The 15,297-nt window shown below is 68.6% G+C and carries 14 protein-coding genes; 13 read left to right on the top strand and 1 reads right to left on the bottom strand.

Annotated features, from left to right (window positions below; genetic code table 11):
- Window positions 1-173: 173 nt before the first annotated feature.
- The 4 genes from ybaK (at window position 174) to ACW9PK_RS11855 (ending at window position 2,525) form a co-directional block, all read left to right on the top strand.
- Window positions 174-695: a Cys-tRNA(Pro) deacylase gene (gene ybaK / locus ACW9PK_RS11840; RefSeq protein ID WP_052160699.1), complete on the top strand. Its 522-nt coding sequence runs from the start codon at window positions 174-176 to the stop codon at window positions 693-695.
- 514 nt (window positions 696-1,209) lie between these two features.
- Window positions 1,210-1,539 carry an enoyl-CoA hydratase-related protein gene (locus ACW9PK_RS11845; RefSeq protein WP_260850420.1) on the top strand — a complete coding sequence of 110 codons (330 nt, stop codon included), beginning with the start codon at window positions 1,210-1,212 and terminating at the stop codon, window positions 1,537-1,539.
- Window positions 1,540-1,541: 2 nt separating this feature from the next.
- On the top strand, window positions 1,542-1,925 hold the full coding sequence (locus ACW9PK_RS11850) for an acyl-CoA dehydrogenase family protein (RefSeq protein ID WP_144996549.1): 384 nt from the start codon (window positions 1,542-1,544) through the stop codon (window positions 1,923-1,925).
- Between the two features lie 33 nt (window positions 1,926-1,958).
- Window positions 1,959-2,525 (top strand): SDR family NAD(P)-dependent oxidoreductase, encoded by a 567-nt coding sequence (locus ACW9PK_RS11855; protein WP_368835373.1) that lies wholly within the window; start codon window positions 1,959-1,961, stop codon window positions 2,523-2,525.
- Window positions 2,526-2,538: 13 nt separating this feature from the next.
- Here the strand turns inward: ACW9PK_RS11855 and ACW9PK_RS11860 are convergent, their stop codons facing one another.
- Window positions 2,539-2,874 carry a putative quinol monooxygenase gene (locus ACW9PK_RS11860; RefSeq protein ID WP_206051984.1) on the bottom strand — a complete coding sequence of 112 codons (336 nt, stop codon included), beginning with the start codon at window positions 2,872-2,874 and terminating at the stop codon, window positions 2,539-2,541.
- Window positions 2,875-3,203: 329 nt separating this feature from the next.
- Between ACW9PK_RS11860 and ACW9PK_RS11865 the strand changes: the two genes are divergently transcribed.
- From ACW9PK_RS11865 to nrdE, 9 genes are all read left to right on the top strand, one after another.
- Window positions 3,204-3,821: a hypothetical protein gene (locus ACW9PK_RS11865; RefSeq protein ID WP_457015974.1), complete on the top strand. Its 618-nt coding sequence runs from the start codon at window positions 3,204-3,206 to the stop codon at window positions 3,819-3,821.
- Window positions 3,822-4,185: 364 nt separating this feature from the next.
- Entirely contained in the window at window positions 4,186-4,596 is a 411-nt protein-coding gene (locus ACW9PK_RS11870) for a hypothetical protein (RefSeq protein ID WP_085108706.1), read from the top strand.
- Window positions 4,597-4,698: 102 nt separating this feature from the next.
- Complete coding sequence (locus ACW9PK_RS11875) at window positions 4,699-8,334, top strand: DNA polymerase III subunit alpha (protein WP_457015976.1); 3,636 nt, start codon at window positions 4,699-4,701, stop codon at window positions 8,332-8,334.
- Between the two features lie 173 nt (window positions 8,335-8,507).
- Window positions 8,508-9,722, top strand: coding sequence for a metallophosphoesterase family protein (locus ACW9PK_RS11880; protein ID WP_368844205.1), 1,215 nt, complete (start codon window positions 8,508-8,510; stop codon window positions 9,720-9,722).
- A gap of 178 nt (window positions 9,723-9,900) precedes the next feature.
- A complete protein-coding gene (locus tag ACW9PK_RS11885; protein ID WP_085108702.1) occupies window positions 9,901-10,971 on the top strand; it encodes an App1 family protein in 1,071 nt (356 codons plus the stop codon).
- Between the two features lie 89 nt (window positions 10,972-11,060).
- Complete coding sequence (locus tag ACW9PK_RS11890) at window positions 11,061-11,918, top strand: NmrA family NAD(P)-binding protein (RefSeq protein ID WP_457015977.1); 858 nt, start codon at window positions 11,061-11,063, stop codon at window positions 11,916-11,918.
- Window positions 11,919-12,213: 295 nt separating this feature from the next.
- A complete protein-coding gene (gene nrdH / locus ACW9PK_RS11895) occupies window positions 12,214-12,450 on the top strand; it encodes a glutaredoxin-like protein NrdH (RefSeq protein ID WP_035962144.1) in 237 nt (78 codons plus the stop codon).
- A 128-nt stretch (window positions 12,451-12,578) separates the two neighbouring features.
- Window positions 12,579-13,073, top strand: a complete 495-nt coding sequence (gene nrdI, locus ACW9PK_RS11900) for a class Ib ribonucleoside-diphosphate reductase assembly flavoprotein NrdI (protein WP_064846809.1) — start codon at window positions 12,579-12,581, stop codon at window positions 13,071-13,073.
- Window positions 13,070-15,229 (top strand): class 1b ribonucleoside-diphosphate reductase subunit alpha, encoded by a 2,160-nt coding sequence (gene nrdE / locus ACW9PK_RS11905; RefSeq protein WP_144996557.1) that lies wholly within the window; start codon window positions 13,070-13,072, stop codon window positions 15,227-15,229. The genes nrdI and nrdE overlap by 4 nt, the downstream gene beginning before the upstream one ends.
- The last annotated feature ends 68 nt before the right edge of the window (window positions 15,230-15,297 follow it).

Consider the following 15,297-nt stretch of genomic DNA (forward strand, 5'->3'; position numbering starts at 1 on the left):
TTACTGCGAGGCGTCCGGGGGAGAGGCTGCGGTGGGGGGACTTCTCGTCCGCGCTGCGGGAGGACCTAGACTCGAGGTAGGGGGCGCCGGCCCTTCCGTGGTGTGGACGTGGTCCCACAGTACCGAACCCGGCTGGGTGTGCTCCCCCGCAATCCGGGAAGTGACCCGGGTGCATGACGGACGCGGCATGGGAGGAACCCGTGGGGAAGAAGACACAACGAGCATCGGCCACGCCCGCCACACTCGCCCTCGAGCGCGCTGGCGTGCAATTCGAGGCCATGGGTTACGAGCACGATCCCCGCGTCACGGCCTACGGGCGCGAAGCGGCCGAGGCGCTGGGGCTGCCGCCGCAGTGCGTGTTCAAGACCCTGGTGGTGCAGACGGATCACGATGGCTTCGGGGTGTGCGTGGTGCCTGTGGCGCAGAGTGCGGACCTGAAAGCGGTGGCCGTCGCGCTGGGTGCCAAGAAGGCCCGGTTGGCGGATCCCGGGGAGGTCCAGCGACTGACTGGCTACGTGCTCGGCGGAGTGAGCCCTCTGGGTCAGCGCACCCGCTTGCCCACGGTGATCGACGACGGCGCTCGGCGGTTGGACCGGATGTACGTCTCCGGTGGCCGACGCGGGCAGGACGTGGGCCTGGCCCCGCGGGATCTGGCCGAGCTCACCGGGGCGGTGTTTGCGGCGATCGCCCGCTGAGGTGGTCGCCGCGATCGCTCGGTGACCGGGCACGGTTTCATTTTCCGACCCTTGACGCGCCATGAAGTGGATCCAGATTTATTCGTGATGAATACTGATTCACTTACCGACACCTCGGCCCTCGCCCCGGAGGGAGCGGCCCGTCGCGCCCGCAAGGAGGCCCGCCGGAACCAGCTGCTGCGTGCGGCCGGTGCGGTGCTGGACGAACTCACCGAACGGGTCCCGGCCGCTGTGGCCGCGGCGGACGAGGACCCGGTGGAGCGGGCGAGCGCCGTCGCGCCCGAGGACCGGCCTCAGGGGAGGCCCGGAAGTCCGCTCGGAGGGCCGTCCCAGAATCCGTCCAGGAGCCCGCTCCTGGACCCAGCCGAGAATCCGCCCCGGAATCCACCAGAGATGAGGAGACGCGTCATGACCGCTGAGCACGAGTTCGAGGACATCCTGTACGAGATCCGCGGCGCCGCGGCCGTGACCACCATGATGACCCCAGCGCTACAACGCGTTCCGGTCGCAGACGGTGTACGAGCTCATCACCGCACTCCGGCTCGCCGGGGCGGACCGGGCTGTGCAATCCGTCATCCTGACCGGTGCGGGCGAGAAGGCCTTCTGCACGGGCGGGGACGTGAAGCAGCGCGCCGAGATCGGCGACTATGGTCCGTCGCCGTCGGGGATGGTCGAGATCGGGAACCTGCACAAGGTCATCCGTGACATCCCCAAGCCGGTGATCGCGGCGGTCAACGGACTCGCGATCGGTGGCGGGCACGTGCTGCACGTGCCGTGCGATCTCACGATCGCCTCGAGCACCGCGCGCTTCGGTCAGTCCGGGCCCAAGGTGGGTTCGTACTGATCGTGGAGGAGATCGCCCGCGGTGACTTCAACGCGGGCTACGTCCAGGTGGTGGGCTCGCTCGTAGGACAGATCCTGGCGTCGTCGGCGTCGCCCAAGACGGCGGAGAAGTACGTGCCGCTCATCACGAGCGGGCGCGGCATCGTGGGCATCGCCCGCTCCGAATCGCACGCGGGCTCGGACGCCGGCAACCCGAGGATGACGGCCCGGCGCACTGACGACGGTTGGGTCATCAACGGCACCAAGGCGGTGGGCCGCGGCCTGATGCGCTGCGAGGACGTCCTGGTCCCGCGCGAGCACCTGATCGGCCCCGGGGGCGCGGGATTCACCCAGGTCATGGAGCTCATCATTTCCCGCGAATCGGCCGGACGCGGGTACGCACCCTGACCGGGATCGACAGCACGACCAGGAGGATTGCCCATGAACGAGCACAACACCGGCACCACCGCACGGGTGGCGATCGTGACCGGCATCGGACAGGGCATCGGGGCGGCCATCGCCGAGCCGCTGCACGAGACCACTGAGGAATGGACCCGCGAGATCGTGACCGTGGAGCGGCTCGGGGTGCTCACCGTGGCTCGCCATGTCCTGCCGCATCTGCGTGCGGGGGGAGCCGCGGGTCGGCGGGCGAGCTTGGTCGTGGTGTCGTCGGACAGTGCCAAGGCGGGCTCGTTCGGGGACGCGGTGTCGTCGGCCGCGCGGGCGGGTGTGCTGGGCATGGTGCGCTCCGTGGCGCGCGAGAACGCCGTGGTACCCATGACGGTCAACACCGTGTGCCCGGGTCCCACGGACACCGCGATGTACCGCGAGCTCGCGGACGCCCAGGGCCTCACGGGGAAGGTCTTCTCCGGGATGACGCGGGGCATCCCCGCGCGCAGGCTCGGCACCCCCGAGGAGGTCGCGGCCACGATCCACTTCCTGCTCTGCCCGGGGACGGCCTACATCACGGGCCAGGCGATCTCGGTGAGTGGTGGGTTGACGATGTGATGGTGGCGCCGGGTCAGCGCGGGATGCCCGCCACGGCTTGCAGCCGGTGGCTGGTCATGCCCTCACGGTCGATGATCGGTAAGGCCCGCTGGATCCGTTCCTGGACGGCCGGGATCTGCAGGGACGCCTGATGGTCCTCCTCGGTGTCCCAGACCTCGGTGACCCACACGGCATCAGGATCCTCGGGATCGGTGGCCACGAGGTAGAGGCGGCAACCGGGCATGGGCTCGGCGGCGTCGTTCTCGGCCAGGATGCCCGCGAGCGCGTGTCCGTTCCCGGGGGTGGAGCGGAGGCATCCGTGGAGCATGAACAGGGCGGTGGTGTCGGCTGTGCCGACGGATGTCGTCATGGGGCCAATCTAACCGCTGTGTGTCGTGGAACACAGGGGTGCTGGCGGACAATGCCGGCGCTCCCGAAAGGGGCACGGACACCATGCCCCGGAACTGCTCCAGGGCATCATCTCCGGGCGCTTCGTCCGGGTGTGCAACGTCCGGACGGTGCCCGAGCGGCGTCGTAGTGTGAAATCATGCGCCAGCGGACGACGACGGACACGGCAGCGCGCCCCGGCGCTGGCAGGGCGCTTTTCGCGGCGATCGCGGGAACGGTTATCGAGTGGTACGACTACGCGTTGTACGGCACCGCGGCCGGGCTCAGCATCGGCCGCTGTTCTTCGCGGGGATGGACTCCGGGGCGTCGCCCAAACGCCGCGGGCTCTACACCTCGTTCGTGCTCTCCGCGCCGCCCGCCGGCATCGTGCTCGCGTGCGTCGCCTTCCTGTGGGCCGCATCCCTGGGCGACGACGCTCTGCTCGCGTGGGCCTGGCGCGTCCCCTTCCTGGTGTCGGTGGTGCTCTTCGCGCTCGCGGTGTTCATCCGGGCCGCGTTCTCGCTGTCGTTCATGACGTCCCCCGAGGTCGGGATGAGCAGGGGCTCCGCGTTGCTGGCCGTGAGCATCGGCGCCGTGGGGGCGTTTCCGCTGTTCTGGGCGCTGTCCTCGGGGGATCTGGTGCTCGCGAGCGTCGCGACCGCCGTGGGGTACGGACTGGTGATCGCGTGCACCTCCGGCTCCCAGGGCGCGCTCCTGGCCGGCCTGTTCCCCACGGCGGAGCGCTTCAGCGGTATCGCGCTGGTGCGCGAGACCAACGGTGCGATCGTGGCGGGTTTCAGTCCGCTGATCGCGGCGGCACTGATCTCCGCGGCCGGCGGCAGCACGTGGGGAGCGGCCTTGTTCCTGGCGGCGTGCTGCCTCAGCCCCGTGCTCGCGGTGCTGCTGATGCGCTCGCGGCAGTATGCATGAGATGCCGGTGGCATGGTCGGCGGGTCCGGGGCGTCGCCCAGGGCGGCGGGCCCGCGGTATTTCCCCGGTCACGGCGCAGAGAATCACCGACCGGGAGGGCCGATAATCGCCTCACGCGTGTTCTGTCATCGCAGCGTGAGGGGTTCCACCGGCTGGCCTGTGACCGCGGCAATCAAGTCGAAGTCCGTGTCCATGGCCAGCACCGTCAGCCCAGCCTTCTCAAAGATCTCACCCACGCCCGTGTGCGGGCATCTCTCCGGTGACCGACACCGCTGTGGCGTCGGTCGCTTATGCGTGTCGGACGATCTTGGCACCGTCTCAGTAGTCGAATAAAGTTTCGAATAATCGGGGAGGGTGAGCCACCATGACGGTGCTGGAGATGACGGAGACCGGGCAGTACGAGGACCCGTGGGACACGGTTCCGGTGATCGGTGCGGGCATGCCGGTGGAGCGTCCCACGGGGCTGGTGGGCGGCTCCACGGACCCCGCCCTCGATGATCTCGCGGTGGTGTGTGACATCACCGGGACGCCGTGTGTGGTGACGTACCGCGGTGAGGAGCATCGCGTCCTGCAGCCCGTCGTTCGCTGGTACGAACGCCGGAATTGGTGGGATGTGGAGGTCCGCGTGCCGCGTGAGAGCCGCACGAGCGCGGTGGATCAGGAGCGGTGGCGGGTGCAGGTCGTCCGGCCCGGGGTGGTTGTCGCACGCACCTTCGAGCTGGTCCGGAACCAGTTCACCGATCAGTGGCGGGTGCTCCGTGTCAGCGCCGCATGAGACCGCCCGTGGTCGCTGTGCGGAGTCCTTCCGTGTCACTTCATGTCGCCCGCGGAGCCGTCCGCGATTGACAGAAGTTCGAATAAAGTTTCGAATATGGGCATGTGGTTCCCCCATCTTCACGTGGCCTCGGCCTTCAGTGCGCACTACGGTGTGGCGCGTCCGGAAGAACTCGCCCGGGCGGCCGCGTCCCAGGGAGCACAGGTCCTCGCGTGCACGGACCGGGACGGCCTCTACGGTGCCGTCAAACACGTGCTGGCATGCCGCGCGCACGGTCTCGCTCCCGTCCTGGGTGTGGACATCGCCCTGCTGCGGACCCCGCGCGCCGGCGCGGGAGGCGCGCAGGGCCGGGCGGCCGGACAGCGACGTCGTCCGGCGGCACCCGTGGTGATCGGCCGGGCGGTGGTCCTGGCCACGGGACGCAACGGGGGAGCCGGGTACGCGGCCCTGTGCCGGGTGGTCTCCGCCGCCCACCGGGCTCATGACCGGCACGCGGCCCACCCCATCGGACTCAGCGCGGAGCAGTTGGCGCGGCACGTGCATCGTGCGGCGCGCCACGGTGATCCCGGGCTCGTGGTGCTGCTCGGCCCGGACTCGGACGTGGGTCGGCTGCTCGTGGGACGGCACTACCACGCGGCGCGCACCGCGCTGAACCGATGGCGTCACGCGCTGCCCGCGGGGACCCTCGTGGTGGAGACGGTGACCCACCTGGCGCCCCAGGGTGCGCCTCTGAGCATGGGGCACGCGGTGCGGATGTTCCAGATCGGGCGGCAGGCGCAGCTGCCCGTGGTGCTCAGCAACGCCGTGCGCTACGCCCACCCGGGGCAGGCCGTGACCGCGGACGTCCTGGATGCCGCCCGGACCTTGATGTCCCTCGACGAACTGGCCGGGGCGGATCGCGGTGTGCTGCAACCCAACGGGCAGGGCTGGCTCAAGGACGGTGACGAGATGAGTCTGCTGGCCCGGGAGATCGCCCTCGCCGCGGACCACGGTCAGGCGGGACACGGCGCGCTGCTCGCGGACACCCACCACCTGGCCCAGCGCTGCCGTCTGGATCCGGAGGGGGATCTCGGGGTGGACCGTCCGGTGATCCCGGAGGCCTCGGTGATCGGGGTGAGCGGTGACCCGGACCGGGAACTGGCCCAGCGTTGCTACGCGGGACTCGCCCGGTTGCATGCCGGCGAGGACTGGGACCGCACCGTGCCCGGACTCAACCGGGAGTCCCTGCGCGGACGGTTGGAACGGGAACTCGCGGTGATCGCCCAGCTCGGCTTCGCCGGGTACTTCCTGACCGTGGGGGAGGTCTCGGAACTGATGAGCGGCATGGGTGTGCGTCACGCCGCCCGCGGTTCCGGGGTCTCGTCCCTGGTGGTCCACCTGTTGGGGATCTCACCGGCGGATCCGCTCGAGTACGACCTCGTCTTCGAGCGCTTCCTTTCCCCGCTGCGCCCCAGCCTGCCGGACATCGACATCGACATGGAGAGCGCGCAACGCCACGCCGTCTACCACCGGATCTTCGAACGCTTCGGCCCCCGCCGCGTCACGCTCATGAGCATGCAGAACGCCTACCGCTCCCGCGGAGCCGTGCGGGACGCCGGACTGGCACTGGGGCTCGAGGCCCAGGAGGTGGACCACGTGGCCACCCAGTTGTGGCGCGTGCCCGGGGGCACCCTGCGGGAGGAGATCGCACGCCGGCCCGAACTCGCCCCGCTCGCGGAGCGGCTGCGCAGCAACCGGCAGTTGGACCTGCTCGTGGATCTCACCGAACGCCTCGACAGACTACCCCGGCACATCTCCATGCATCCGTGCGGGGTGATCCTCTCCGACACCACCCTGTTGCAGCGCACCCCCGTGCAGGCCAGCGGGATCGGGCTGCCCATGTCCCAGTACGACAAGCACGACATGGACCCCATGGGGCTGATCAAACTCGACATACTGGGCGTGCGCATGCAGTCCACCCTGGCCCACGCCGTGGAGGAGATCACCCGGTTGCGACCCCACGAACCCCCGCCCAGCCTCGACACCATGCCCCGGGACGACCCCGACACCTTCCGGCTGATCAGTTCCACCCACACCCTGGGGTGCTTCCAGATCGAGTCCCCCGGGCAGCGGGAACTGATCGGGACCATGGGACCGGAGGAGTTCAACGACCTCGTCGTGGACATCTCCCTGTTCCGCCCCGGGCCCATGCAGGCCGCCATGGTCCGGCCCTACCTCAACGCCCGCCACGGCTGGTCCACGCCCACCTACCCCCACCCGGACCTCCAGGAGATCCTCGCCGAGACCCGCGGGGTGGCCGTCTACCACGAACAGATCATGCGCATCATGGACCGGATGACCGGGTGTGGTCTGGCCCGCGCGGACATCTGGCGGCGACTGCTCGGCTCTGCCTCGGAGGAGCCCGTGGAAACCGCTTTCCGCGACGGCGCCCGCGCTCGCGGCTACGCCCCGGACGTGATCGACACGGTGTGGGGGATCCTGCACGCGTTCGGCAGTTTCGGTTTCTGCAAGGCCCACGCGGTGGCCTTCGCGGTGCCCACCTATCAGTCGGCGTGGTTGAAGACCCATCACCCGGAGGCGTTCATGGCCGGGGTGTGGGAACATGACCCCGGGATGTACCCCGCCCGCCTGCTCGTGGGGGAGGCCCGCCGCATGGGGATCCCCGTGCTGGGCCCGGACGTCAACCGCAGCACGGACCACCACCGGGTGGAGTCGGTCACGCCGCGGCCAGGGACCGTGGTCTCGGGGGACCTGGACCGGGGGATCCCCCACACCCAGGACGGTGCGTGGGGGATCCGCATGTCCCTGGGTTCCATCGCGGGGATCAGCGCCGCGGAGATCGAACGGCTCGTGGCCGCCCAGCCCTACAGCACCCTCGCCGAACTGCGGGTGCGCGCCCGGCCCACCCGGCGCACGCTGCAACGGCTCGCGGAGGCGGGCGCCCTGGACTCCCTGTTGCACCGCGCCGAGACGCGGGCCTCCCACACGGACATGGTCCACTTCCTGCGGGAACAGGCGGATCGGCCTGCGACCGGGCGCGGGACCTCGGCCCGTGCGCAGCCCGGGGAGGGGCAGCTGGCCCTGCCCCTCGGGGACGTGGACCTGGCCGCCCTTCCGGCGCGGCTGCCTGAACCGAGCACGGGGGAGCGGGTCAAAGCGGAGATGGACACCATGCGCATCGAGGTCAGCGCCCACCTCATGGACTCGCACGGTGAGCTCATGCGTTCCTACGGGGCCACCCGCGCCGAGGACCTGTTGGGGTTGCGCAACGGCACCGAGGTGATCGTAGCTGGCGTGCGGGTCTCCACCATGACCCCGCCCATGCGCAGCGGCAAACGCGTGGTCTTCATCTCCTTGGACGACGGCTCCGGGGCCGTGGACTGCACGTTTTTCGACGAGGCCCAGGCCGCCTCCGGTGAGGTACTGTTCGCCCCCACGCTGCTGTTGGTCCACGGCCACACGCGCCGCACGGGCCCGCGGGGGATCGGGATCCAGGCGGCCCAGGCGTGGGACCTTTCCCGCCCGGAGACCCTCCCGGATCCCCGGTCCCTGCTGGGTTCGCGGCCCACACCGTCCCGTCCGCCGCGACCGGAGTCCGCTGAGGGCCCCGGACGACGCCGCAGCCACGGCCCCGAACGGCCCGGTGCCTCCCGGGGCCGCGCTCCCCAGGGGGACAGCGCCGTCGCCGGTGCGCACCCCCGCACCAGAACGGAGGTGAAACCCCAGGTCAGAAGGTGAATAACCGGCGCGCGGCTCGTGCCCCATGGGACACCGGGGCGCCACGTGGCCGTAACGCGGTGACCCTAGCGTGTGACTCACCCACCGCCCGTCGCGGTCGGATGCTCACCGCCCGTAGTAGCCGGACCCCCTCCGCCCGCAGCGGTCGGAACCCTTCGCACCAGGAGCACCACATGACCGAAAACACCTCACGTCCCTCGCGCCGGAACCTGATCACCGGAGGCAGCGCCATCGCGGCCGCCGGTGTGCTCGCCGCCGCGCCGTCGACCGCCTACGCGGCACCGGCGCTTGTGACCCAGCACGGCCACGGTCACAGTCGGATGCCCCTCTCCTTCGGGCGCAACGGCAGGTTCAAGATCGTCCAGTTCAACGACACCCAGGACGGCCCACGCGCCGACCGGCGCACCATCGAGCTCATGAACAAGGTGCTGGACCGGGAGAAGCCCCAGTTCGTGCTGATCAACGGGGACGTGATCGACGGTTCCCCACGCACCGACCGCGAGGTCAAGCAGGCCGTGAACAACGTGGTGCTGCCCATGGAGTCCCGGGGCATCAAGTGGGCGGTGACATTCGGCAACCACGACGAGGACTCCACCGAGGAGCACGGCACCGGGATGCGTGAACCGCAGTTGGTCGAGTTCGTGCGCCAGTACAAACACAACCTCAACCCCGGGGACGACCAGAAGGTCTTCGGCTCGTCCAACGCCCAGCTGTTGATCCGCGGGTCCCGCGGCCACGCCCCCGCGTTTGCCGTGTGGTTGCTGGACTCCGGCCGGTACGCGGAGGAACGCCCCGGCGGGCAGGACCGTGAGGGTCTCATGGGCTACGACTGGATCCGTCCCCAGCAGATCCGCTGGTACAACGACCTCTCGGTGGAGGCCGAGCGCCGTTACGGGAAGAAGATCCCGGGGCTCATGTACTTCCACATCCCCACGTGGGAGCACCACCACATGTGGTTCGGTCAGCAGTTCACTTCGGACGAGTCCGGGCACGCGGCCGCCGTGAAGCGTCACGGGATCGTGGGGGAGAAGCACGAGAACGTCTACACGGGCATGGTCAACTCGGGGATCTACGCCGCGGTCCTGGAACGCGGGGACGTCCTGGGCCTGTACTGCGGCCACGACCACATCAACACCTACATGGGCAACTACTTCGGGGTCGAACTGGGCTACGGCCCCGGCACGGGTTTCGGGACCTACGGGTTCAACGACGGCACCCGTGACGAGCACACCCTGCGCGGTGCCCGCGTGTTCGAGCTCGACGAGCGCACCAAGCGCGTCTACACCCGCACACGCCTGGTCTTCGCCAAGGACCTCGGGATCGACATGAGCCCCGAGACCCAGCCCATCGACCACCCCGAGCGCTTCCCGCGCTACGTGCGCGGCTGAGCCGCGGGCACCGGGGCCGGGCCCCGGGTCCGTCCTCGCGCCCGGGGCCCGACGCCCTGCCCGCAGCCCTGCCAGGGGTTCGACGGCACGGCCCCGCTCCACGACGCCGCGCGCCGTCGTCCGCGGCACGGTACGCCGCGACGTCGTGGGCCGGGAGTGCTGTGCAAAACTGTGAGGCATGGCGAAAAACAGTGGCGGAGGAGATCTGCTGCAGACCGTGGACCAGGTCACGGAAGAGGCGATCAACATCGCGTACCGCTTCGACCAGAAGCTGCAGCGATGGCGTCAGGGACGGGCCGTGCAGCGCGGGGACATCCCCACCATGCTCGCCTTCGACGGCTACGGCAGCCCCCGCTACGTGCGGGCCCTGGGGCGTGTGCTCCTCAAGACGGGCTTGCTGATCGAGGACACCGAGGACGCCGCGGAGTCGATCCGCGGGTGGCGTTCCTTCACGTCCGTGCCCTTCGCGTTCGCCCACGTCAACGTGTGGTTGGGCGAGCACGAGTTCCACCTCGTGGCGGACAAGGGCGGCGTGATCGACGTGGACCTCAAGGTCTCCATGACCCCCGGGGTGCACACCATTTACATGCAGGCCGAGGGCTCGGAGGTCACGGAGGCCAAGGTCACCGTGGTCTCGGACGAGCAGCACGTGGGGGTCGTGTGCGACGTGGACGACACCGTGATGGTCACCGCCCTGCCCCGCCCCATGCTCGCGGCCTGGAACTCGTTCGTGGCCAACGAGCACGCGCGCATCCCCACGCCGGGGATGTCCACCATGATGGACCGGCTGCGCCGCAGCCATCCGCACGCACCCTTCCTCTATCTCTCCACGGGGGCGTGGAACGTGGCGCCCACCCTGCGTCGGTTCCTCACGCGCAACGCGTACCCCGCCGGAGCGCTGCTGCTCACCGATTGGGGGCCCACCACGGAGCGCTGGTTCCGGTCTGGTTCCCAGCACAAGGTGCAGAACCTGCAGCGGCTGGCGCGCAACTTCCCCCACGTGCGGTGGATCCTGATCGGCGACGACGGTCAGCACGATCCGCAGATCTACTCGGGCTTCGCGCAGCGTCACCCGGACTCGGTGGCCGCCATCGTGATCCGCAACCTCTCACCCACCGAGGCCGTCCTGGCCGCGGGCACCCGCGCCTCGGAGGGCCATCACGTGACCGTTCCGGAAGGCACGCTGTGGATCGAGGCCAACGACGGCGCCTCCATCTCGGATCAGCTGAAGGACGCCGGGTTGCTCTGAACCCGCGCGGGCCACGGGGGCGCCCCGATCCGGGCGCCCGTCGACCCGCCCCGAGCACATTGTCGGATGCACCCCCGAACGGAGGAACCATGGCACACACGACCCTCGGCATCACCGGCGCCACAGGACGCATCGGCGGGGCCGTCTCGCGCCGGCTTGAAGAACGCGGCGTCGCCCACCGGCTGCTCGTGCGTTCCCCGCACCGGGTCGCGTCCCACGTGGCCGCAGCGAACGGCCTGCTCGACGCCGCCACCATGGACTTCGCCGACCCGGACGGGGCCGCGGAGTCGATGGCGGGACTGGACACTGTGTTCCTGGTGTCCGCGTCCGAATCGGCGGATCGCAAGCAACAGCAACTGGCCATGGTCGAGGCGCTGTCCCGCGCGGGCGTGCGCCGGGTGGTCTACACGTCCTTCGCTGCACCCGCACCGGACGCGACCTTCACGTTCGCCCGCACCCACTACGCCACGGAGCAGGCCATCGAGCGCGCCGGTCTCGAGTACACCTTCCTGCGGGACAATTTCTACCTGGACGTCTTCCCGGACTTCGTCAGTGCCGACCGCGTCCTGCGCGGGCCCGCCGGGGACGGGCGGGTCGCGGCGGTGGCCCGCGCCGACGTCGTCGACGCCGCGCTCGCGGTGCTGCTGGATCCGCGAGGGCACGAGCGCGCGGCCTACACCCTGACCGGTCCCAGTGCGCTCACCCTGGACGAAATGGCGCGGATCATGACCCGTGTGACGGGGCAGGACCACCGCTACGAGCCCGAGACCCTCGAGCAGGCCCGGGCGTCCCGCGCTGGCTACGACCCCGAGCCGTGGCAGATGGAGGGCTGGCTCTCCACGTACACGGCGATCGCCTCGGGGGAGCTCTCGCGCGTCACGAATGACGTCCAGATACTCACCGGGCACGCGCCCCGCTCTCTCGAGGACGTGCTGCGCGGCGCGTGAGACACGCTGTGCAAAAAAAATTTTCGTGACTTCCCCCGCCCGTCTTGTCCACATGGGCCCCGCGAGAACCGCGTGTTCTCAGGGCTCCCGGACGCGGTCCCTGTGGACAACCCGGGGAAAAGGCGACATCCCCCTGTGGATCACACGACCACATCATGTTGGGTCCTGTTCCGGCACACGACACTAGATGTAGTATTGACGTAGATCTTCAACCACCTGGCGCACCACCCGGATCCAGAGCCGAACGGCCCCGGAAGCGCCCGAAAATTGGTACTTCCCGCAAGGAGAATGGGCTATGTCTGTCACCGTGTATTCCAAGCCGTCGTGCGTCCAGTGCAACGCCACCTACCGTGCTCTCACCAAGAAGGGCATCGACTACACCGTCGTGGACGTCACCGAGGACACCGCCGCCTACGAGCATGTGGTGGGCCTGGGATACCAGCAGGTCCCCGTCGTGGAGACCGCCACCGAGCACTGGTCCGGCTTCCGCCCGGACAAGATCAACTCGCTGGCCCTGCTGCGCTCCGCCTGAGCCGGAAACGGACGGGCCGCCGCGGGCGGCCCGGCACCACCCGGGCGAGTGGCCCCGAACCTCACCGCCAGCCCGCCCCCGGAATCACACGAATTGGTACGACCCCCCCAGAATCGAAGTGACCCGGCATGAGTGCTCTCGCCACGGTTCTCGCCCAGGCGAAGGAGCGGGAACTCCATCGCACACCCGTCGTCGCGGGGGATGATGCACCCCTAGTGGTGTACTTCTCCTCCGTGACGCGCAACACGGACAGGTTCGTCACCAAACTCCCGGTGCGGTCCGTCCGGTTGCCCCTGAAGACCACCGAAACCGCTCCCCGCATTGACGAACCCTACGTGCTGGCAGTGCCCAGTTACGGGCGTCCCGGGGGAGCGGGATCGGTCCCACCGCAAGTCGTGAAGTTTCTCAACGATCCCGTCTCGCGCGCGCACCTGTTGGGGGTGCTCGGCGCGGGCAACACCAACTTCGGCCCCCTGTTCTGCGTCGCCGCGGAGAAGGTCGCAGCCAAGTGTCAGGTTCCCCTGCTCTACAAGTTCGAGCTCATGGGAACCGACGAGGACGTCGAGAAGGTTACCCAAGGATTGGACAAGTTTTGGCAAGCATCCATGCAACCCCGGGCGTGAGCGTCGAACCCGGTCACGAGGATCCCACCTGCCCCGAGAAGTACCGCGGGCTGGGCTACCACGAGCTCAACGCGCTGTTGAACCTCTACGACGCGGACGGCAAGATCCAGTTCGAGGCCGACCGCCAGGCCGCGCGACAGTACTTCCTGCAGCACGTGAACAAGAACACCGTGTTCTTCCACGACCTCGAGGAGAAGCTCAAGTACCTCGTGGACCACCAGTACTACGAGGCCGAGGTGCTCGAGAAGTACAGCTTCGAGTTCGTGAAGGCGCTGTCCAAGCAGGCCTACGGCTACAAGTTCCGGTTCCAGACCTTCCTGGGCGCGTTCAAGTTCTACACGTCATACACGCTCAAGACCTTCGATGGTCAGCGTTACCTGGAACGGTTCGAGGACCGCGTGGTCATGGTGTCCCTGTACCTCGCGGACGGGAACGAGGCCCTCGCGCAGCGGCTCGTGGCGGAGATCATCTCCGGGCGGTTCCAGCCGGCCACGCCCACGTTCCTCAACGCGGGCAAGAAGCAGCGCGGCGAGCTCGTCTCGTGCTTCCTGGTGCGCTTCGAGGACAACATGGAGTCGATCGGGCGCAACATCAACTCCGCGCTGCAGCTGTCCAAGCGCGGCGGTGGCGTGGCGTTCGCGCTGACCAACCTGCGCGAGTCCGGTGCGCCCATCAAGATGATCGAGAATCAGTCCTCCGGTGTCATCCCCGTGATGAAGCTGCTCGAGGACTCCTTCTCCTACGCCAATCAGCTGGGTGCCCGCCAGGGCGCCGGCGCGGTGTACTTGAACGCCCACCACCCGGACATCCTCAACTTCCTGGACACCAAGCGCGAGAACGCGGACGAGAAGATCCGCATCAAGACCCTCTCGCTGGGTGTGGTCATCCCGGACATCACGTTCGAGCTGGCCAAGAAGGACCAGGACATGTACCTGTTCTCCCCGTACGACGTGGAGAGGATCTACGGCGTGCCGTTCGCGGACGTCAACGTGAGCGAGAAGTACCACGAGATGGTGAACGACTCCCGCATCGCCAAGAGGAAGATCAACGCCCGCGAGTTCTTCCAGACCGTGGCGGAGGTGCAGTTCGAGTCCGGGTACCCGTACATCATGTTCGAGGACACGGTGAACCGCGCCAACCCCATCGACGGCAAGATCATCATGTCCAACCTGTGCTCCGAGATCCTCCAGGTCTCCGAGCCCTCCGTGTACAACGAGGACCTCACGTACGCGCAGGTGGGCAAGGACATCTCGTGCAACCTGGGGTCCATGAACATCGCCATGGCCATGGAGTCCCAGGACTTCGGCGCGAGCATCGAAATCGCGATCCGCGGTCTCACGGCGGTCTCGGACATGTCCAACATCGACTCGGTGCCCTCCATCCGGCGCGGCAACGAGATGTCCCACGCGGTGGGCCTGGGGCAGATGAACCTGCACGGGTACCTCGCCAAGGAGCACATCCACTACGGCTCGACCGAGGGCGTGGACTTCACCAACATGTACTTCTACGCGGTGACCTACCACGCGATCCGCGCGTCCAACCTGATCGCCAAGGAGCGCGGCGAGTCCTTCGTGGGCTTCGAGAAGTCGGCCTATGCGAGCGGCACGTTCTTCGACAAGTACGTCGACGGCGTGTGGGAGCCCGCCACGCCGCGCGTCGCCGAGCTGTTCGAGCGGGCGGGCATCGCCCTGCCCACCGCGGACGACTGGCGTGAGCTGCGCGAGAAGGTCATGGCGGACGGGATGTACAACCAGAACCTGCAAGCGGTCCCGCCCACGGGGTCCATCTCGTACATCAACAACTCCACGTCCTCGATCCACCCGATCGCCTCGCGGATCGAGATCCGCAAGGAGGGCAAGCTCGGGCGTGTGTACTACCCGGCGCCGTTCATGGACAACGAGAACCTGGAGTACTTCCAGGACGCGTACGAGATCGGCTACGAGAAAATCATCGACACGTACGCCGCAGCGACCCAGCACGTGGACCAGGGCCTGTCCCTCACGCTGTTCTTCAAGGACACCGCCACCACGCGCGACATCAACCGCGCGCAGATCTACGCGTGGCGCAAGGGCATCAAGACCATGTACTACTCCCGCATCCGCCAGCTGGCGCTCGAGGGTACCGAGGTCGAGGGCTGCGTCTCCTGCATGTTGTGATCCCCGCCGTCTCCTGACGGCACCGCGTCGGCGACGACGCCGCTCCCGCCCCGCCCGGGTCTCTTACC

Source organism: Kocuria sp. MNB10, assembly GCF_054073685.1.